Raw genomic sequence first — 19,780 nt, forward strand, 5'->3', positions numbered from 1 at the left:
GCCGCCATGCATGCGATCACGATTCCGGAACCCGGTGGCCCCGAGGCGCTCGTCTGGGCCGACGTACCCGATCCCGTCCCCGGCGAGGGAGAGGTCCTGGTCGAGGTGGCGGCCGGCGCGGTCAACCGCGCCGATCTGCTCCAGCGGCAAGGCTTCTACGACCCGCCGCCCGGGGCTTCCCCGTACCCGGGCCTGGAGTGCTCGGGGCGGATCGCCGCGCTGGGACCCGGGGTCTCCGGCTGGGCGGTCGGCGACGAGGTGTGCGCGCTGCTGTCCGGCGGCGGTTACGCGGAGAAGGTGGCCGTTCCGGCGGGGCAGTTGCTGCCGGTCCCGGACGGCGTGGACCTGGTGACGGCGGCGGCCCTGCCCGAGGTGGCCGCGACGGTCTGGTCGAACGTGTTCATGGTGGCCCATCTGCGGCCCGGCGAGACCCTGTTGGTCCACGGCGGGGCGAGTGGCATCGGCACGATGGCCATCCAACTCGGCAAGGCCGTGGGCGCGAGGGTCGCCGTGACGGCGGGCGGACCGGAGAAGCTGGCGCGCTGCGCCGAGTTGGGCGCGGACATCCTGATCGACTACCGCGAGCAGGACTTCGTGGAGGAGCTGCACAAGGCCACTGACGGGGCGGGCGCGGACGTCATCCTCGACATCATCGGCGCCAAGTACCTGGAGCGGAACGTGAAGGCGCTCGCCGTGAACGGGCGTCTCGCGGTCATCGGCCTCCAGGGCGGGGTGAAGGCCGAGTTGAACCTCGGAGCGCTGCTGAGGAAGCGCGCCGCCGTCACGGCGACGTCGCTGCGGGGGCGTCCACTGGGCGAGAAGGCCACGATCGTCGCCGCGGTGCGCGAGCACGTCTGGCCGCTGATAGGCGCGGGGCGGGTACGGCCGGTCGTGGACCGTACGTATCCGATGCGGGACGCAGCACAGGCCCACCGGAGGCTGGAAGAGGGCACGCACGTCGGCAAGGTGCTGCTCGTGACCCACCCGGTCCTCTGATCACCCGGTCCTCTGATCACCCGGCCCCCTGATCACCCGGCCCTCTGATCACCCGGTCCCTGACCACGCGGTCCCTGACCACCCGGTCCCTGACCACCCGGCCGCCCGGCGGCCCAGGCGGGGCCGGCGGAGTCCATGGCGTGACATGGGTGAGACCCGGCACGCGTTCCCGGTGCCGGGCCTCACCTTCAAGAGGTCCCAGGTAGGAGCCGCCAACGGATCCCGGCTAGAGGCCGCCAAGGGCCCCCGACAGGGGCCGCCACGGGGTCACAGGTAGGGGCCACCCGAGCGGGGCGGTCCCGCGTCGTGGTCGTCGTCGTGCGAGATGCCCGGCGGCAGGGCACGGCGCATCTGCTCCAACTGGGCGCGGGCCGCCATCTGCTGGGCGAACAGCGCCGTCTGGATGCCGTGGAAGAGGCCCTCCAGCCACCCCACCAACTGGGCCTGTGCGATGCGCAGTTCCGCCTCGGACGGCACCGCCTCGTCGGTGAACGGGAGGGAGAGCCGTTCGAGCTCCTCCACCAGCTCCGGAGCGAGGCCGTCCTCCAGCTCCTTCACCGAGCTGGCGTGAATCTCCTTCAGCCGGACGCGACTCGCCTCGTCGAGAGGCGCCGCCCGCACCTCCTCCAGAAGCTGCTTGATCATGCTGCCGATTCGCATGACCTTGGCAGGCTGCTCGACCATCTCCGTCACCGGGACCTCGCGAGGCTCGTCGTCACCGTGACCGCCGCCGAGCGCCATTCCGTCCTGTCCCACGACGAGGACCTGGGGACTCTCCTGCGACCGTTCATTTCTCGGCATCTCCATGCCGCCATTCTCTCGTACCGCTGCGTCACCACACGGTGTGCCCCCGTACGAAGGTGATCCACCCTCGTACGGGGGCACAACCCGTCCGGTCAGGTCACGACCCGATCACGTCACGTCGCGACCCGGTCACGTGGCCGCACGGCGTGCGACCGCTCCGCGCGAGCGGGTCACCAGGGCGGCGAGGAGCGCCGCGCCCAGCGGGACGGCGATCAGCAGGGCCGCCAAGGTCTCCCAGGGCACGATGATCGGCACGTGCGGCGGCGCCCCGGCACCGGCCCAGCCCTCGTCCAGGGCCCGCTGGTACCACTTCAGCTGCTCCCGCTGTTCGGTGAGACGCAGCCCGACCGCCGGAAGGATGCCCGCGGCCGAGCCGAGCACCACACCCATGACGGCGACCACACCGCACTGGAAGCCGCTCAGCGTGCGCCGGACCCGCGGTGCCGCACCGACCGCGGCGAGCGTCTTCAGGTCCGCCTCGGCGTCCGCCTGGGCGAGCCCGGTGGCGATGCCGGCCGCGCCGATGGTGATCAGGCCGGCGAACACGGTGAGGGCCAGCAGCACGATGCTCGCCTCACTGACGAAACCTTCCTCCACATGGAGGTTGACCTCGCTGCCGGTGCGGGCCAGCTCCTCGTCCAGCTTCTGCCGTTGCTCGCTGCTGGGCAGGCTGTCGGTGGAGTAGTACCCGCCGAACGGGACCGTCGTCAGTCCGGCCGCCTTGGCAGCGGCGGGGGACAGAAGGCCCTGGACGCCGTACGACTGGGTGCCGTCGGGCGCCTGGTAGGCGGCGAACGACTTGACCTCGCCGGGCGGCTCCTTGCCCTTCTCCGCGGCCTCGTCGGCCGCGCGGGTGTCGGTGATCAGCCGGATGCGGACCTTGCCGTCCTTGTCGACCTGGTTCTTCGCGAAGGAGACGAACCTGCCGTCCGCGAGGGCCTTCCCGACCCCCGGGTCCTCGATGCCGAGCACGGCGAGCAGCTTGGCGTCGGCGACCAGGACGCCGGTCTCGGAGTAGGCGACATGTCCCCCCGACATGGTGCAGCGCCAGTCGGAGGCGAGCTTGCGCCGCTCTTCCTTGCTGTACTTCTCGGCGGGGTCGGAGCCGTCCGGCGTACTCACCCACAGCGGGCATTCGTTGGCCGGAGGGATGATGACCTCGTGGCGGCCGCAGCCCTCGCCCTCCCCGTAGGCGCCGCAGCTGGTCTTCCCGGCGATGATCCGGTCCACTTCGGCCCGGACGTCGACGGGCAGGTTCTTCTGTACCGCCTCGCGCACCGCGGGGACGTCGCGCCCGCCGGCCTCGGCGAGCAGGACGGACACCGCCCCGTACGGGAGCTGCGCCCGGTACTCCGCCTCGGACTGGGCGTCGCGGCTCGCCGCGTACGTGGCGACGGCGACCGTCCCCGCGACGGCGGCCAGTACGGCGGCGACGGCCGGAGCCGTACGCCCCCGGTTGCGGACGGCGTCCCGCAGGGCGAGGCGGGGCGACAGCGGCAGCCAGCGGCCGGTGCGGCCGAACAGGCCCACCAGGGCGGGCGTCAGGGCGACGACACCGAGCTCGGCCAGCGCGCTGCCGCCCGCGACGATGATGAACTGGTCGGAGAAGACCGACCCGTACAGCGCGATCGAGGCGCCGAGCGCGACGGCGATCAGTCCCACGACGGGCAGGACCCGGCTGCTGCGGCGCACCCCGCGCCGTCCGGTGAGCGACGCCAGTACGGTCTGCCGGGAGGCGGTGACGGCCGGGACGATCGCGGCCAGGAGACCGGTCAGCACGGCGATCAGTCCGATGCCCAGCAGTTCCAGCGGCCGGATGTCGAAGGCGCCGAACCGCTCGCCCATGTAGTCCTCGAGCACCGGTTGCAGCACGAACGTGAGGACGAGTCCCAGGACGGTGCCGACCACGGCGGCGGCGAAGCCGATCACCAGGCCGCCGGCCAGGACGATCGCCCGGATGTGGCGGCGGTCGCCGCCGTTGGCGCCGACCAGTCCGAGCTGTCGGTGGGAGCGGCGGGCGCCGACGGCGAACGCGGGCCCGGCCAGCAGACAGATCTCCAGCATGGCGAGACCGACGATGGTGCCGGCCGCCGCCAGCGCCGCGGCCTCGGCGCCCGAGCTCATCTCGAACGAGCCCCAGCCCTCCTGCTGGTAGAGCGGCACATCGGACCGGGCGGGCGGGTCGATGGCGACCGTCCGTGAGACCACCTGGACGCCCTTGGTGTTGGTCTCCTTGACCATGTTCCACGTGAAACCAGCGGTCCCGGAGCGGCCGTCGTCGGCCAGCTTCAGCAGGTACGAGGTGTTCCTGCCGGGACCGGGCAGGTCGGCCGCTTCGAGGGCCTTGGCCAGCGGGGCGAGCAGGGCGCCCGGCAGGGCGTTGACCTGGTCGACCTTCAGCTCGTCGGGCAGCTCGTAGGAGCCGACGATCCGGTACGAGCGGTCGAAGCCGCGCGCGGTGAGGGTCGAGCCGACCTTCAGGCCGCTGCTCTCCAGGAAGTGCGCGTTCGCGGCGACCTCGTCGGGCTTCTCGGGGAACCGGCCGTCGAGCAGGGTCATGATGCCCCGGGCCAGCGGGTCGGCCGCTTTCAGCTCACGGATCTCCGCGTGCAGCAGCCCGTGCTCGGTGCGCAGCTTCGCCGAACCGGTGGAGTCCTCCAGGACCTTGGCGTTCAGCGGGAACGCCTTCGTGATGTCCGTCTTGCCCTCGGGCCACGGCCGGTTCTCGAAGTCACCGGCTGGGATGGCCATCTGACCGTCCGGCGACTGGAGGATGGGCACGCCACCCGACTGGGGGTCGACGAACCGCGCGTCGGCGGCGCCGAGCTTGCGGTCCATCGCCTCCTGCGGGGAGAGTTCGGCGCTGCGCAGCGTCAGGTCCGCGGCGCTCACCCCGAGGATCGGCAGGGCGATCATGGCCAGGACGAGGAAGCTGCGACCCTTGTAGCGCCAGGCGTCACGGCGGGCGATGCGCACCGCGGCGCGCCAGGAATGGAACCAGTTGTTCACTACTCGGCCGCCCGGCTCGTCAGGAGCGAGTCGGCCTCGCTGCGTACGGTCTGGTCGACCACCGCGCCGTCGCGGAGGAAGACCACGCGGTCCGCCCAGGCGGCGAATCTCGGCTCGTGGGTGACGAGCACGCCGGCCGCGCCCGCGTCGCAGCGCGAACGCAGCAGGGCGAGCACGGACTCACCGGTCTCCGAGTCCAGGGCGCCGGTCGGTTCGTCGGCCAGGACGAGGCGCCGGTCGCCGACCAGGGCGCGCGCGATCGCCACGCGCTGCTGCTGGCCACCGGACATCTCGTCGGGGAACCGGTCGGCGAGGTGGCCGAGCCCCATCTCCTCCAGCGCCGCGAGGGCCTCGCGGCGCGCCTTGCGCGCGGAGGTGCCGTCGAGTTCACGCGGCAGGGCGATGTTCTCGGCGGCGGTGAGCGCCGGGATGAGGTTGTAGTCCTGGAAGACATAGCCGATGCTGCGCCGGCGCAGCGCGGCGAGCGTCTTGCGGTCGGCGCTGGTGATGTCGGTGTTCTCCACGATGACCCGGCCGGAGCTGGGGGTATCGAGGCCGCCCGCGATGGTGAGCAGGGTCGACTTCCCGGAGCCGGACGGCCCCATGACGGCGACGAGCTCACCGGGGAACACGTCGAGGTCGATGCCGCGCAGGGCGTGCACCTCGGTGGCGCCCGTGCCGTGGACGCGGGTGAGCTGCTCCAGCCGCAGCACGGGCTGCGGCGGTATCGCGGAGGGTGTGTTCGGGGACGAGGACATGGAGAGGGGTACCCCCTAGGACGTGCGCGCGCAACGCGAGTCGGGCGATGAGCGCGGAGGTTGCGGAGTGTGCGGAGTGTGCGGAGTCTGCGAGTTCTCGGTGCGAGCGCTGAGCGCCGGGTGCTCGGTAACGGGTGACCGGTGTTGAGTGCTCGGTGCCGGGTGCCGGATGCCGGGTGCCGGATGCCGGGTGCCGGGTGCCGGGTGCCGGGTGCCGGGCGGTGCGGTCGGTGGGTGCCGTCCGTCAGCGCTGTGGCGCCGTGCCGATGCTCGGCCTGCCGGGGAGCGCCTCGGCCGATGGTCGGCCGAGCGGGGGTGCGGCTGCCCCGGAGGCGTCGGAGAGCCGGATGAGCCGGGCCTCGCAGTGGTCGAGCCAGCGGGCCTCCGCCTCGTTCTGGAAGATCAGCTGTTCCAGTACGAGCAACCAGGCGACGTCGTCGCGTTCCCGCGACGCCCCGCTCTCCAGAGCGGTGAGCGCCTGTGCCTTGAGGCGGGTGTAGTCCTGCATCGCCTTCACGGTGTGCCGGCGTTGCGCCTGGATGACGGCGCGGATGTCGACACCGGGAGCGCCGACCGCCATGGCCAGCTTGATGGCGAGCTCGTCGCGGGCCGGGCTGGTGCGGTCGACGGGCTTCTCGAACCAGGTGCGGAGTTCATCGCGGCCCGTGTCCGTGATGACGTAGAGCGGATGACCGGCGTCGTCCGCGCCGTCCTGCGCCACCATGCCGTCGCGCTCCAGACGGCTCAGCGTCGTATAGACCTGGCCGACGTTCAGGGGCCAGGTGGCGCCGGTGCGGGACTCGAACTCCGTACGGAGCTGAGAGCCGTAACGAGGGCCGTGTTCGAGGAGGGCGAGTAGCCCGTGGCGGATGGACATACTCAGTATGTATACCGAGTATGCCGAGCGCGACAACCGACGTGAGAGGGACGCGCGGGGTCCGTCGTAAGGGGGAGGGACCCGGGTCAGCGGCGCCGGATGCGGAGGCCGAGAAAACCGATCCCGAGGCCCACCAGGGCCAGGCCCACGCCGAGCGTCAGCACGGGAATCTGCCGCTCAACAGCGGTTTCCGACGCCTGCGCGGCGGGCCCGTACGCATCGGATGTGGCCGTGCGGGCCGGCAGGACGACTGCGGGGGACTCCGCCTCGGGTACCGCTTCCGCGACGCCGGGCGGCTCCTCGCCCGGGGGGACGGCTGTTGCCGTTTTGGTACGTGACGGGTCGTCCGGGGCGTCGGGCGGCGGCGCGGACGGGGACGCCGATGGCGCTTCGGGCACGCTGCTCGGGTCGGCGGACGGCAGGTCGGTGGGCCGCCCGGGGCGCGGCCGTCCCTCGCCGGCGGGGCGCCCGGCGAGAGACGGCCCGGCCGATGGGCGGCCGGGGCGGGACGGTGACGCCGACGCGGGCGTGCCCGCCCCCGAGGCCGCGCCCGCCCCCGTGGTCGCGCCCGGACCGGTGGCGGCGCCGGAGGAACCTGTGCCGGACCCGGGATCACCCCCGGTCGAACCGCCCGGCCGGGTGCCGCTGGGCCGCGTGCCGTCGGGGCGGGTGCCGTCGGGCCCCGTGTCCCCGGCGCCCGAACCCGTCGCGGAGCCCGCCCCCGACCCCGTACCGGAGCCCGTAGCGGCACCGGAGCCCGTACCGGCCGGGCGCGTGCTGCTGTGGGCGCCCGGTTCCGGTGAGCGGCCCTCGTGCGCGTGCGCGAGTGGCGTCCCGTACGCGGACACGGCCGCGAGCAGCAGTGACGCGAGCGTGAGCGTGAGCGGACGCCGCGAGCCGAGTCCTGGAGTCACGAGGTGACCCCCTCCCGTACCGAGCCAGCCGGAACACCGGAACACCGGAACAATGGACTCAGCGTCACACGAGGGGTGAAACAGGGCATCCCGGGCGGCCGGGTCACCACCCGGAGGGATGACCGCGCACCCGGAGGGGTGACCGTTCCCGGTGAGGTGACCGCGTGGCGGAGGGTGACCGCCCCCGATAGGACGACCGGCTACTCAGGGGATCGGTCCGCCTCCCTCGAAGGACGACCGGCTACCCGGAGGGGTGCCTTACCGGAGGGACGAGCCGCCGCCTCGTAGGGCAACCGGCACCCGGGAAACGTGACGTCACCCGCCGGGACGAGCCACCCACGGTGAAGGAACCGGCTACCCGCCGGGACGAGCCATCCACCGTGAAGGACGACCGGCGACCCGCCCAGATGACTCCCCGCCCGGGAGGGCGGCCGCCCGTCCGCGGGGGTCACTCGCCGGGGTACCCCGAGGCGACCTCCAGCTCGAAGGTCTGGTTGCCGGGGACGACCGCGCTGCCCTCCGTCGGGAACTGCGAGACGACCTGGTCCTCGACGAACTGCGGGTTGTCCACCTCGGTGATCTTGAACTGCCACCCGGCGGCCTGGATGCAGCTCTTCACCGAGATGATGTCCTTGTAGACGAAGCTCGGCGCCATCACCTTCTGCGGGTCCTTGCTGTCCTCCGGGGCGTCGGAGCACTTCTCCGGGTCGATCTTCCGGTTGCGCTCCGGCGGCTTGTGGCCGGCCTGGGCCGACTCGCTCGCACCGCTCGAAGCCTTGTTCCCTTCGGTGCCGTCGTCCTTGTTGAGCGCGACGGCCGTGATCACGCCGCCGATCGCGATGAGTGCCACGACGATCGCGCCCACGATCACCGGCATGTTCCGCCTGCCTCCGCCGCCGCCCGTCTGCATGGACGCCGTGTAGGGGGACGAGGCGGGGCCCGGCGCGGGGGTCTGGTACGCCGGGACCGGGGCGGGCGTCGGCGCCTGCTGCGGATAGCCGTACGAGGGCGCGGGCGTGGGAGCGGGGGTCGGCGTGCCGTAGGGGCCCGGCTGGTACGGCGCGTGGACGCCGTGCGGGCCGGGCGCCGGGGTCGTGTGGTCGACCGGCGGGAACACGGCGGAGCCCACGCCGGCGCCGCTGTTCGTGGGTGCGCCCTGCACGATGACGGGGGCGCCCGTCTGGCCGGCCGACAGCACCCGCAGGCACTCGTCGCGCATGGCGGCGGCGCTCGGGAAGCGCTCGTTCGGGTTCTTCTTCAGCGCACGGGCGACGAGCGCGTCCATCGCCGGGGTCACGGACCGGTTGATGGAGGACGGCGCGACGGGCTCCTCCTGCACATGCGCGTACGCGATGGCCAGCGGCGAGTCCGCGTCGAAGGGGATACGGCCGGTCAGCAGCTGGAACAGCATGATGCCGACCGAGTACAGGTCGGAGCGGGCGTCGACGCCGCGCCCGAGGGCCTGCTCCGGCGACAGGTACTGCGGGGTGCCGACGACCATGCCGGTCTGCGTCATGGAGGTGACGCCGGACTGCATGGCGCGCGCGATGCCGAAGTCCATGACCTTGACCACACCGCGCTTGGTCATCATCACGTTGCCCGGCTTGATGTCCCGGTGGACGAGGCCCATCTCGTGGCTGGTCTCCAGCGCGGCCAGCACGTCGGCCGTCACCTTGAGCGCCTTCTCGGCGGGCATCGCGCCGTACTGCTGGACGTCGGAGTGGAGGACCGAGCCGAGCGGCTGCCCCTCGACGTACTCCATGACGATGTACGGCATCAGCGCGCCGTCCAGCTCGTCCTCACCGGTGTCGAAGACCGACACGATGTTGGTGTGCTGGAGTTTGGCGACGGCCTGCGCCTCGCGCCGGAACCGCTCGCGGAACGACTGCTCGCGGCCGAGCTCCGTGTGGAGGGTCTTGATGGCCACCTGACGGTCCAGCGCGGTGTCGTACGCGAGGTACACGGACGCCATGCCGCCCTCGCCCAGCAGGTCGCGAAGCTGGTACCGGCCGCCTGCTACCGAACCGCCCGCGTAGCGGCCCCGTGCGCCGTCGTGGCTCATTGTTGCTTCCCCCTACGCGCGCGCGTTGTGGCCGCGGTGATCCGGATTTACGGGCCAAGTCTGCCCCAGGGCAGTGACACGTCAAGCCGGGTGCCCGTTCCGTGACCGTACGCACAAGAAGCGTCTCGTAAGCGTTACCTGGCTCGTAGGGAATTTGCACAGGTGTACATGGAACCGGTTGGATGTCCGGTCCATCCCGAACCGGCCAGGCGCGTGAAGGCTGTAGCGTGACGTGGCGTAGGACCTCAGGCAGGACCCTTAAGACACGGCGGCACACCGCACGCGCGGACCACGCGGACGCGGACGCGGACAGAAACGACGGCGAGGACTGATGGCACCCGAATCCGAAGCAGGCGGCGGCGGATTGTCGGATGGCGGAGCGTCGGCGTCGGACGCCGCGGAGTTCGGCGTCGGCGGTCTCGTCGGCGACGGCCGCTACCGGCTGACCCACCGTCTGGGCCGGGGCGGCATGGCCGAGGTGTTCGCGGCCGAGGACGTACGGCTCGGACGCACCGTGGCGGTCAAGCTGTTGCGCCCCGATCTCGCCGAGGACCCCGTCTCCAAGGCCCGGTTCACCCGCGAGGCGCAGTCCGTCGCCGGGCTCAACCACCACGCCATCGTGGCCGTGTACGACTCGGGCGAGGATGCCGTCAACGGCCAGTCCGTGCCGTACATCGTTATGGAGCTGGTCGAGGGCCGGACCATCCGCGACCTGCTGATGAGCGCCGAGGCGCCGGGTCCCGAGCAGGCCCTCATCATCGTGTCCGGCGTCCTGGAGGCGCTGGCCTACTCGCACCAGCACGGCATCGTGCACCGTGACATCAAGCCCGCGAACGTCATCATCACGCACAGCGGCGCGGTGAAGGTGATGGACTTCGGCATCGCCCGCGCCCTGCACGGGGCGTCCACGACGATGACGCAGACCGGCATGGTGATGGGCACCCCGCAGTACCTGTCGCCCGAACAGGCCCTCGGCAAGGCCGTCGACCACCGGTCCGACCTGTACGCCACCGGCTGTCTGCTCTACGAACTGCTCGCCTCGCGCCCGCCGTTCACCGGTGAGACCCCGCTGTCGGTGGTGTACCAGCACGTGCAGGACATGCCGGTGCCGCCGTCCGAGGCCGCCGATGTCGCGCCGCCGGAGCTCGACGGGCTCGCCATGCGCGCGCTCGCCAAGGACCCGGACGACCGGTTCCAGAGCGCCGAGGAGATGCGGGGCCTGATCCAGTACGCGCTGCAGATGCTCCAGGAGCAGGGCAGCCACACCGGTACGTGGAGCACGGGCCCGGTCGACATGGGCGACGGCGGCCACCCGGCGCACGGCGGGCCCGTCGCCGCCACCGCCGTGATGGGCCAGGTGCCCGGCGGCCACCAGGGGCACGGCGGTCACCTGGGATCCACCGCCCACGCGGGGCGGCCCGGCCACCTCATGCACGGGGACACCTCGCAGAACCCGATCCTGCCGCCCCCGAACCCCGACGACGGCGCCTACGACGGGTACGGCGGGCAGGGCCGGCGTCCCGGGTCGGGCCGCGGCAAGGTGCTGCTGTTCGTCGCGTTCGCACTCGTGGCGATGGTCGCGGGCGTGGTGTACGCGCTCGGCCCCGGCAGCGGCACGAAGGAGGGCACGAAGACGCCTGCGCCGGCCTCCGGTTCGCCGAGCCCGTCGGACAGCTCAAGCCCCTCCCCTTCGGCGTCCCGGTCCGAGGAGAACGAGGACCCGGACGACTCGACCGGCGGCAACCAGGACTGGAACCGTCCGCCGTACACGCCGCCGCAGCGGACGTGGAGCCATGACCCGTCGCCGTCCGGCAGCGGCTCGTCCGACCCCGGCACCACCGACGGGGGCACCGACGGGGGCACCGACGAGGGCACGACCGAGGGCGGCACCGAGGGTTCCACCGAGGGCGGCAGCCAGGGCACCACCGAGGGCGGCGCCAACAGCGGTACGACCGACGGCGGCAGCGGCGACACCAACGGCGGTACCACCACCAGCGGTACGACGTCGGGCCAGCAGGCCGGCACCACCACCGGCACCTCCACGGGCGTCACCGGCGGCAGCTGACGGACCGACAGGCCCGGGGTGCGCCGCCGGACCCGGCCTACCGGCGAGGCCGGCCACGGGCAGGCAGAGGGTACGGGCGGGCCCGGTGTACGCGCGGGTGCGCCACACGGGCAGGCAGAGGGGCCCGGTGTACGCGCGGGTCCGGGGTGCCGCGGGGCCCGTCAGCCCGCGAACGCGTCGCAGACCGCCTCGTACTCGCGCGTCCACCACACCGCCAGGGCCGATGCCGCGGGAAACTGCGGGTCGGCCCTGCCGTCGTTCAGCTGGTAGCGCCAGCGCAGGATCCAGAAGTCGTTCAGCCGCTCCCACCACACCCGGTGGGCCGCGACGGCCAGTTCGGCCGCGTCGGCGCCGGCCGCCCGCCGGTACGCGCGCGCGTACGCGCGCACCTTCGGCAGGTCCAGCCCACCGGTCGGCTGGACGAAGAAGATGACGGCCGCCCGGACCGCCTCCTCGGCCCTCGGCTGCACCCCGAGCCGGTCCCAGTCCACGATGGCGGCGGGCTCCGCGCCCTGGTACAGCAGGTTCAGCGGGTGGAAGTCCCCGTGCACCCAGCCGCCCGCGGCGGCGGGCGCGGGGCGCCGGTGCGCGTGCTCCGCCAGCATGCGGCGACGTTCCATGAGCCGGTGCTCGGCCAGCTCGTCGAAGGAGTCGCGGCGGCGCCGCCCGCGCGCCAGGGCGAGCAGCCCGTCGATGAGCCGGAACGTGTCCTCCGGGTCGGCGCTGCGGTACCCGGGCGCGTGGCCGGGCGTGTGGTCCTGGGGCGGGCCGTCGCCCTGGCCCTCCATGACCCGCTCCAGGCAGGTGTGGACGAGGCCGAGGAGGGCGCCCAGCCGACGGGACCCGGCGGTGGTGAGCTGCGCGCCGCCCCGGTGGCGGCCCTCGACCCAGGGGTGCAGGGCGTAGCAGTGGCCGCCGATCACCGCGACGGTGCGGCCCTCGGTGTCGGGCAGCGGTGGGGCGACGGGCACGCCGAGGTCGTGCAGCCGCTGGGTGGCGCGGTGCTGGCGGACGATGGTGTCCCGGTCGGCGGTGGGGGCGTCGACGTGCTGTTTGAGGAAGTAGGCGCCGCGCGTGGTGGAGAGCCGGTAGCCGCGGTTGAGCAGACCCTGTGTGACCGGCACGCACGAGAGGGGCTCACCCGTGTCGGCGTAGCGGCGCAGGAGGGCGCTCACGGGTGGGGGATCGGTCGTGACGGTGGCGGCGGTGACAGATGAGCGCGGCACGCGACAGATGTTAGATCAACGGGAGATCACTTCGCGGTGGAGTTGACAGAGGGCCGCTCGGTGTAGTCGAGGGTGTGGACGGTGACGAAATGCGGCTCGATCCGCAGGTAGACCGGATCGAAGTCGGCGCCGTCCACATGGTGGGGGCCAGGTCCGAACAGGACGAGTTCGCGTTCCGTGGGCTCGATCAGGCGCGCGGTGCCGACGAACTGCACCGACCAGACGATCTCGGCGCCCGAGTTGAAGTTGTCCGCCCCGTACGCGACGACGTTGCCGTCGCAGGCCCGGTGATAGCCGAGACCGTTGTGCATCCGCAGCAGGACGCGGCCGTCGACCAGGACGTGGCGGGCGGGCGCGACGAACGGCATCGCGCGCATGCTGGTCGCCACCCGGCCGTACGCGACCCTGCCGAGCAGCTCGATGGGATCCGTGGCGTTGGTGCGAGGCGCCTCGGTGGAGGTGGACATGCCTCCACTCTCCGGCAGGGGCGGGGACCGGAACAGGGGCGGCGGCCCCGCATCACTCAGGACGTAAGTCCTGTTTCGCTTCGTTTCACGTGAAACACGCGGACCGATCGGGCCCTCCGGCGCCGGCCCGGCCGGACACATTCTTCTTGATCGCCTTCCCGGCGGGAGCCGACTTCATGATCATCGAGTAGGGAAACGGTGTTTTCTCCCTCTTCGCGCACGACCGCGGTCTCGCACACCGAACTCTTCCCGAGCCCGGGGTGCGCGGGATAACGTGCCCGTGTTCCGGCGGCCTGCCAGGCTGTTACCAGCGCTGTCCCCAGCGCTGTGACCAGTGGTTGTTCCCCTTTTCCTCGATTTACTTGGAAATCCAAGCAAAATCGCAGGTCAAATGGGGTTTCGCAGTAATGCGGCGCACTGGGTAACGTGCCTATGACAGGGTGCTCGCCGGGGCACCTGTCACGCCTGTTCCCGGCCGAGGGCACCCACCCCGTGCACGCGTACGGAACCAGGCGAGCCGCTCCCCCACGCTCAAACGAGTACGGGGGAACCCCAGCGCCCGGCGGACCCCGGGGGCCGGACAGACGGAGGAGCACGCACGTGACCGTGGAAGGCACTGCCGCGCGCAAGCCGCGCCGCAGCAGCGGCACCAGCAGCAACAGCGGGAACACCGGCACCAAGCGCGCCGCCGGCGCCAAGAAGGCGCAGGCGACGCAGGGGAAGCCGCAGAACCCGGCTTCCGAGCACCCGCTCGTACAGCTGCTGACGCCCGAGGGTGAACGCGTTCAGCACCCGGAGTACGACATCGACCTCAGCCCGGAGGAGCTGCGCGGCCTGTACCGGGACATGGTGCTGACCCGCCGCTTCGACGCCGAGGCCACCGCGCTGCAGCGGCAGGGCGAGCTGGGCCTGTGGGCCTCGCTCCTCGGCCAGGAGGCCGCGCAGATTGGCTCCGGCCGTGCCCTGCGCGACGACGACTACGTCTTCCCGACGTACCGCGAGCACGGCGTCGCCTGGTGTCGCGGCGTCGACCCGACGAATCTGCTCGGCATGTTCCGTGGTGTGAACCACGGCGGCTGGGACCCCAACAGCAACAATTTCCACCTGTACACGATCGTGATCGGCTCGCAGACGCTGCACGCCACCGGCTACGCCATGGGCGTCGCCAAGGACGGGGCCGACAGCGCGGTCATCGCCTACTTCGGCGACGGCGCGTCCAGCCAGGGCGATGTCGCCGAATCGTTCACGTTCTCGGCGGTCTACAACGCGCCGGTCGTGTTCTTCTGCCAGAACAACCAGTGGGCGATCTCGGAGCCGACCGAGCGCCAGACCCGCGTCCCGCTCTACCAGCGCGCGCAGGGCTACGGCTTCCCCGGTGTCCGTGTCGACGGCAACGACGTCCTCGCCTGCCTCGCCGTGACCCGGTGGGCGCTGGAGCGGGCGCGCCGCGGCGAGGGCCCGACCCTGGTCGAGGCGTTCACGTACCGCATGGGCGCGCACACCACATCCGACGACCCGACGAAGTACCGGCGGGACGAGGAGCGGGAGGCGTGGGAGGCCAAGGACCCGATCCTGCGGCTCCGCAGGTACCTGGAGCAGCAGGGTCACGCCGACGCCGGCTGGTTCGACGAGCTGGAGACGGAGAGCGAGGCGCTCGGCAAGCGCGTCCGCGAGGCCGTCCGGGCCATGCCCGACCCCGACCACATGGCGATCTTCGAGAATGTGTACGCCGACGGGCACGCGCTCGTCGACGAGGAGCGCGCGCAGTTCGCCGCGTACCAGGCGTCGTTCGCGGATGGCGAGGTCAAGTGATCATGGGTGTTCAGAAGCTTCCCCTCGCGAAGGCGCTCAACGAGTCCCTCCGCACCGCCCTGGAGACCGACCCCAAGGTCGTCATCATGGGCGAGGACGTCGGCAAGCTCGGCGGTGTGTTCCGGGTGACCGACGGTCTGCAGAAGGACTTCGGCGAGGACCGGGTGATCGACACCCCGCTCGCCGAGTCCGGCATCGTCGGCACGGCGATCGGCCTGGCCCTGCGCGGCTACCGCCCGGTCGTGGAGATCCAGTTCGACGGCTTCGTCTTCCCCGCGTACGACCAGATCGTCACGCAGCTCGCGAAGATGCACGCCCGGTCGCTGGGCAAGGTCAAGCTGCCGGTCGTCGTCCGGATCCCTTACGGCGGCGGCATCGGCGCGGTCGAGCACCACAGCGAGTCGCCCGAGTCGCTGTTCGCCCATGTGGCGGGCCTGAAGATCGTCTCGCCGTCCAACTCGTCCGACGCGTACTGGATGCTCCAGCAGGCCATCCAGAGCGACGACCCGGTGATCTTCTTCGAGCCGAAGCGGCGCTACTGGGACAAGGGCGAGGTCGACACCGAGGCCATCCCCGGCGAGCTGCACAAGGCCCGCACCGTCCGCACGGGCACCGACCTCACCCTGGCCGCCTACGGGCCGATGGTGAAGGTGTGCCTGGAGGCCGCGGCGGTCGCCGCCGAGGAGGGCCGTTCGGTCGAGGTGCTCGACCTGCGGTCGGTCTCGCCGATCGACTTCGACGCCGTCCAGAAGTCCGTCGAGAAGACGGGCCGGCTCGTCGTCGTGCACGAGGCGCCGGTGTTCTTCGGCTCGGGCGCGGAGATCGCCGCCCGCATCACGGAGCGCTGCTTCTACCACCTGGAGGCCCCCGTCCTGCGGGTCGGCGGCTACCACGCGCCGTACCCGCCGGCGCGGCTGGAGGAGGAGTACCTGCCGGGCCTCGACCGGGTGCTCGACGCCGTCGACCGCTCGCTGGCGTACTGAGGAAAGGGCGTGACGACGAACATGACGAACGCGTCCATCCGCGAGTTCAAGATGCCCGACGTGGGCGAGGGACTCACCGAGGCCGAGATCCTCAAGTGGTACGTCCAGCCGGGCGACACCGTCACCGACGGCCAGGTCGTCTGTGAGGTCGAGACCGCGAAGGCGGCCGTCGAGCTGCCGATCCCGTTCGACGGGGTGGTGCACGACCTGCGCTTCTCCGAGGGCACGACGGTCGACGTCGGCCAGGTGATCATCTCGGTGAACGTGGCACCCGGCGGCGCCGCCCCCGAGGCCGCGCCCGCCGAAGCCGCCGCCCCCGCCCAGGAGACCGTCCAGGAGACGGGAACGGGAGCGGGAACGGAGACGGGCACGGGCACGGAGCCCGAGGCCGAGGAGCCCGCGGGCCGGCAGCCGGTGCTCGTGGGCTACGGCGTGGCGGCGACGTCCACCAAGCGCCGCCCGCGCAAGCAGGCCCCGACCGCCGGGGCGCCCGCCGCCCAGGCGCCCGCTCCCGCCCAGGCCCCCGCTCCCGTGGAGGCACCGGCCGCCGCCCAGGCGGCCGTGCAGGGCGAGCTGAACGGCCACGCCGGTACGGCCACGGGGCAGCGTCCCCTGGCCAAGCCGCCCGTGCGGAAGCTCGCCAAGGACCTCGGGGTCGACCTGGCGACGGTCACGCCGACCGGCCCGGACGGCGTCATCACCCGCGAGGACGTGCACAAGGCGGCCGCGCCCGCCCCCGCCGCCGTACCGGCCCAGGCACCGCAGCCGGCGGCCCAGGCCGCGGCTCCCGTCGCCGCCCCGGCGGCCGAGGCCCCGGCTGCGCAGGCCGCGGCCGGCGCGCGGGAGACCCGTATCCCGATCAAGGGCGTACGGAAGGTCACCGCGCAGGCCATGGTCGGGTCGGCCTTCACGGCGCCGCACGTCACCGAGTTCGTGACGGTCGACGTCACGCGCACGATGAAGCTCGTCGAGGAGCTGAAGGCCGACAAGGACATGGCCGGGCTCCGGGTGAACCCGCTGCTGCTGATCGCGAAGGCGCTGCTCGTCGCGATCCGCCGCAACCCGGAGATCAACGCCTCCTGGGACGAGGCGGCCCAGGAGATCGTGGTCAAGCACTACGTGAACCTGGGCATCGCCGCGGCCACCCCGCGCGGTCTGATCGTGCCGAACATCAAGGACGCGCACGCCAAGACCCTGCCGGAGCTGTCGGAGGCGCTCTCCGACCTGGTCGCCACGGCCCGCGACGGCAAGACCACGCCCGCCGCCATGCAGGGTGGCACGGTGACCATCACCAACGTGGGCGTCTTCGGGGTGGACACGGGTACGCCGATCCTGAACCCCGGCGAGTCCGCGATCCTGGCGGTCGGCGCCATCAAGCCGCAGCCGTGGGTCCACAAGGGGAAGGTGAAGCCCCGTCAGGTGACCACGCTCGCCCTGTCCTTCGACCACCGGCTGGTGGACGGCGAACTCGGCTCCAAGGTGCTGGCGGATGTCGCCGCGATCCTGGAACGGCCGAAGCGGCTGATCACCTGGTCCTGACGGACCTTACGGCAGGCGGCCGGTGAAGGGCCCGGGCGCGACGGTGCGCCCGGGCCCTTCCCGTGCCCGGCCCTTCCCATGTCCGGCCCCTCCCGCGCCCGTACGCGGTGCGGCCCCGACTCCTCCCGGGGTCCGTCATATGGACAGGCCCACTGATGCACCCCTGTTGTATCTATCCTGTGCGCATGCCCGCCGCCGCGCTCCCCTCCGCCGTGCCGTCCCCCGCCGTGCCGTCCCCCGCCGTGCCGTCCCCGACCCCCGCCGCCCCTGCCCCGCCCGCCGCCGAGCGCGTCTACGCTCACGTCAAACAGGCCGTCCTGGACCGCCGTTACGAAGGCGGCACGCTGCTCACCGAGGGCGAGGTCGCCCAGGCCGTCGGCGTCTCCCGCACCCCCGTGCGCGAGGCGCTGCTCAAGCTGGAGATGGAAGGGCTGCTCAAGCTCTACCCCAAGAAGGGCGCGCTGGTGCTGGCCGTCTCCGCGCAGGAGATCGCCGATGTGGTCGAGACCCGGCTGCTGGTCGAGGAGTTCGCCGTACGCAAGGCCGTCCCCGCACCGGCGCGGCTCGTCGCGCGGCTGCAGGAACTGCTGGAGGAGCAGCGGCAGCACGCCGAGGCGGGCGACCTGCGGGCCGTCGCCGTCACCGACCGCCGCTTCCACGCCGAGCTCGTCCGCAACGCGGGCAACGAGATCCTGTCCCGGCTGTACGACCAGATGCGCGACCGGCAGCTCCGCATGGGCGTCGCCGTGATGGAGGCCCACCCCGACCGCGTCGCCAAGAACATCGCCGAGCACGCGGAGATCCTCGCCGCCGTGCGCGCCGGTGACGCCGAGGCGGCCGCGCAGGTCGTCCTGCGTCACATCAGCCGGGTGAAGGTGCTGGTCCGGGGCGAGGACCGATGAGCCAGGCCTCGTCCGACGCCGCCCGGCCCCCGGGGGCGGCGCCCTCCGGTCCACCGGGCGGACGGGTGGCCGTGCTGGTCTGGGGCGTCGGCGTCTGCGTCTACCTCGTCGCCGTCGTCTTCCGTACGTCCCTGGGCGTCGCCGGACTGGACGCGGCCGACCGGTTCCACGTCAACGCCTCCGCACTCTCGACGTTCTCCATACTCCAGCTGCTCGTCTACACGGGCATGCAGATACCCGTCGGCCTGCTGGTCGACCGGCTGGGCACCAAGAAGGTCCTGACGCTCGGCGCGGTCCTGTTCACGGCGGGCCAGCTCGGGTTCGCGCTGTCCCCGTCGTACGGGATGGCGCTCGCCGCCCGCGCGCTGCTGGGCTGCGGCGACGCCATGACCTTCATCTCCGTGCTGCGGCTCGGCAACCGCTGGTTCCCGGTCCGGCGCGGGCCGCTGGTCGCCCAGGTCGCCGCGTTGTTCGGGGTGCTCGGCAACATGGTGTCGACGATCGTCATCGCGCGGCTGCTGGACGGCGTCGGCTGGACGGCGACGTTCGTGGGCAGCTCGGCGGCCGGAGTGCTGGTCCTCGTGCTGGTCGTGCTGTTCCTGCGGGACCACCCGGAGGGGTACGAGCCGGAGCCCGCGCCGCACGCGGGCGCCGCCTACGTCCGCCGCCAGATCGCGGCGGCCTGGCGTGAACCGGGCACCCGGCTCGGGATGTGGGTGCACTTCACGACCCAGTTCCCGGCGATGGTGTTCCTGCTGCTGTGGGGCATGCCGTTCCTGGTCGAGTCGCAGGGCATGAGCCGGGGCGAAGCCGGTGACCTGCTGACGCTGGTGGTGATCGCCAACATGGTCTTCGGCCTCGCCTTCGGACAGCTCATCGCCCGCCATCACGGCGCGCGGGCGCCACTGGCGCTCGGCACGGCCGGTATGACGGCGGCCGTCTGGGCGGCCACCCTCCTCACCGCCGGCGACCGGACGCCGATGTGGCTGCTGGCCACCCTGTGCGTGGTGCTCGGCGCCTGCGGCCCCGCGTCGATGATCGGGTTCGACTTCGCCCGTCCCGCCAACCCGCCGGAGCGGCAGGGCACCGCGTCCGGCATCGTCAACATGGGCGGCTTCACCGCGTCCATGACGACGCTGCTGGCCATCGGTGTCCTGCTGGACGCGACCGGCGGCGACTACCGGATCGCCTTCGCGTCGGTGTTCGCGCTGGAGGCGCTGGGCGTCGTCCAGATGCTCCGGCTCCGGGGACGCACGGCCAGGCGCGAGCGGGAACGCCTCGTGGCGAGCCGCGTGGAGGCCGTGCACGTCCCCGTACCGTGAGCGGCGGGGGCGGTGGCGCGGCGCGCCGCGCCCTTACGGTGCGG

The 19,780-nt window shown here is 72.4% G+C and carries 15 protein-coding genes; 7 read left to right on the top strand and 8 right to left on the bottom strand.

The window, feature by feature from the left end:
• Positions 1-6 precede the first annotated feature (6 nt).
• The gene (locus tag ACGF5U_RS14350; protein WP_392710507.1) at positions 7-996 is read left to right on the top strand and encodes an NAD(P)H-quinone oxidoreductase; all 990 of its coding nucleotides are present in this window, start codon (positions 7-9) and stop codon (positions 994-996) included.
• A gap of 267 nt (positions 997-1,263) precedes the next feature.
• Here the strand turns inward: ACGF5U_RS14350 and ACGF5U_RS14355 are convergent, their stop codons facing one another.
• The 6 genes from ACGF5U_RS14355 to ACGF5U_RS14380 form a co-directional block, all read right to left on the bottom strand.
• Entirely contained in the window at positions 1,264-1,803 is a 540-nt protein-coding gene (locus ACGF5U_RS14355) for a bacterial proteasome activator family protein (RefSeq protein WP_392710508.1), read from the bottom strand.
• Positions 1,804-1,929: 126 nt separating this feature from the next.
• Positions 1,930-4,809: an FtsX-like permease family protein gene (locus tag ACGF5U_RS14360; protein ID WP_392710510.1), complete on the bottom strand. Its 2,880-nt coding sequence runs from the start codon at positions 4,807-4,809 to the stop codon at positions 1,930-1,932.
• On the bottom strand, positions 4,809-5,567 hold the full coding sequence (locus tag ACGF5U_RS14365; RefSeq protein ID WP_392710511.1) for an ABC transporter ATP-binding protein: 759 nt from the start codon (positions 5,565-5,567) through the stop codon (positions 4,809-4,811). Before ACGF5U_RS14365 ends, ACGF5U_RS14360 begins: the two co-directional genes overlap by 1 nt.
• A gap of 244 nt (positions 5,568-5,811) precedes the next feature.
• Complete coding sequence (locus ACGF5U_RS14370) at positions 5,812-6,444, bottom strand: PadR family transcriptional regulator (RefSeq protein ID WP_392710512.1); 633 nt, start codon at positions 6,442-6,444, stop codon at positions 5,812-5,814.
• Positions 6,445-6,530: 86 nt separating this feature from the next.
• The gene (locus ACGF5U_RS14375; RefSeq protein ID WP_392710514.1) at positions 6,531-7,358 is read right to left on the bottom strand and encodes a hypothetical protein; all 828 of its coding nucleotides are present in this window, start codon (positions 7,356-7,358) and stop codon (positions 6,531-6,533) included.
• Positions 7,359-7,806: 448 nt separating this feature from the next.
• Positions 7,807-9,420, bottom strand: coding sequence for a protein kinase (locus tag ACGF5U_RS14380; RefSeq protein WP_392710515.1), 1,614 nt, complete (start codon positions 9,418-9,420; stop codon positions 7,807-7,809).
• Positions 9,421-9,751: 331 nt separating this feature from the next.
• Between ACGF5U_RS14380 and ACGF5U_RS14385 the strand changes: the two genes are divergently transcribed.
• Positions 9,752-11,485: a protein kinase gene (locus tag ACGF5U_RS14385; protein WP_392710516.1), complete on the top strand. Its 1,734-nt coding sequence runs from the start codon at positions 9,752-9,754 to the stop codon at positions 11,483-11,485.
• Between the two features lie 161 nt (positions 11,486-11,646).
• On the opposite strand, the gene ACGF5U_RS14390 is transcribed toward ACGF5U_RS14385, so the two are convergent.
• Positions 11,647-12,711, bottom strand: coding sequence for a phosphotransferase (locus ACGF5U_RS14390; protein WP_392710517.1), 1,065 nt, complete (start codon positions 12,709-12,711; stop codon positions 11,647-11,649).
• A gap of 26 nt (positions 12,712-12,737) precedes the next feature.
• Positions 12,738-13,178: a pyridoxamine 5'-phosphate oxidase family protein gene (locus ACGF5U_RS14395; protein WP_392710518.1), complete on the bottom strand. Its 441-nt coding sequence runs from the start codon at positions 13,176-13,178 to the stop codon at positions 12,738-12,740.
• Between the two features lie 600 nt (positions 13,179-13,778).
• On the opposite strand from ACGF5U_RS14395, the gene pdhA reads away from it, so the two are divergent.
• The 5 genes from pdhA (at position 13,779) to ACGF5U_RS14420 (ending at position 19,736) form a co-directional block, all read left to right on the top strand.
• The gene (gene pdhA, locus ACGF5U_RS14400; protein WP_392710520.1) at positions 13,779-14,990 is read left to right on the top strand and encodes a pyruvate dehydrogenase (acetyl-transferring) E1 component subunit alpha; all 1,212 of its coding nucleotides are present in this window, start codon (positions 13,779-13,781) and stop codon (positions 14,988-14,990) included.
• 2 nt (positions 14,991-14,992) lie between these two features.
• Complete coding sequence (locus ACGF5U_RS14405; RefSeq protein ID WP_392710521.1) at positions 14,993-15,973, top strand: alpha-ketoacid dehydrogenase subunit beta; 981 nt, start codon at positions 14,993-14,995, stop codon at positions 15,971-15,973.
• A gap of 21 nt (positions 15,974-15,994) precedes the next feature.
• Positions 15,995-17,512 carry a dihydrolipoamide acetyltransferase family protein gene (locus tag ACGF5U_RS14410; RefSeq protein WP_392710675.1) on the top strand — a complete coding sequence of 506 codons (1,518 nt, stop codon included), beginning with the start codon at positions 15,995-15,997 and terminating at the stop codon, positions 17,510-17,512.
• A 185-nt stretch (positions 17,513-17,697) separates the two neighbouring features.
• Positions 17,698-18,414 (top strand): GntR family transcriptional regulator, encoded by a 717-nt coding sequence (locus ACGF5U_RS14415; RefSeq protein WP_392710523.1) that lies wholly within the window; start codon positions 17,698-17,700, stop codon positions 18,412-18,414.
• Positions 18,411-19,736: a nitrate/nitrite transporter gene (locus tag ACGF5U_RS14420; RefSeq protein WP_392710524.1), complete on the top strand. Its 1,326-nt coding sequence runs from the start codon at positions 18,411-18,413 to the stop codon at positions 19,734-19,736. The genes ACGF5U_RS14415 and ACGF5U_RS14420 overlap by 4 nt, the downstream gene beginning before the upstream one ends.
• Positions 19,737-19,780: the final 44 nt, after the last annotated feature.

Source organism: Streptomyces sp. NPDC047886, from assembly GCF_043204435.1.
Lineage (GTDB): Bacteria > Actinomycetota > Actinomycetes > Streptomycetales > Streptomycetaceae > Streptomyces.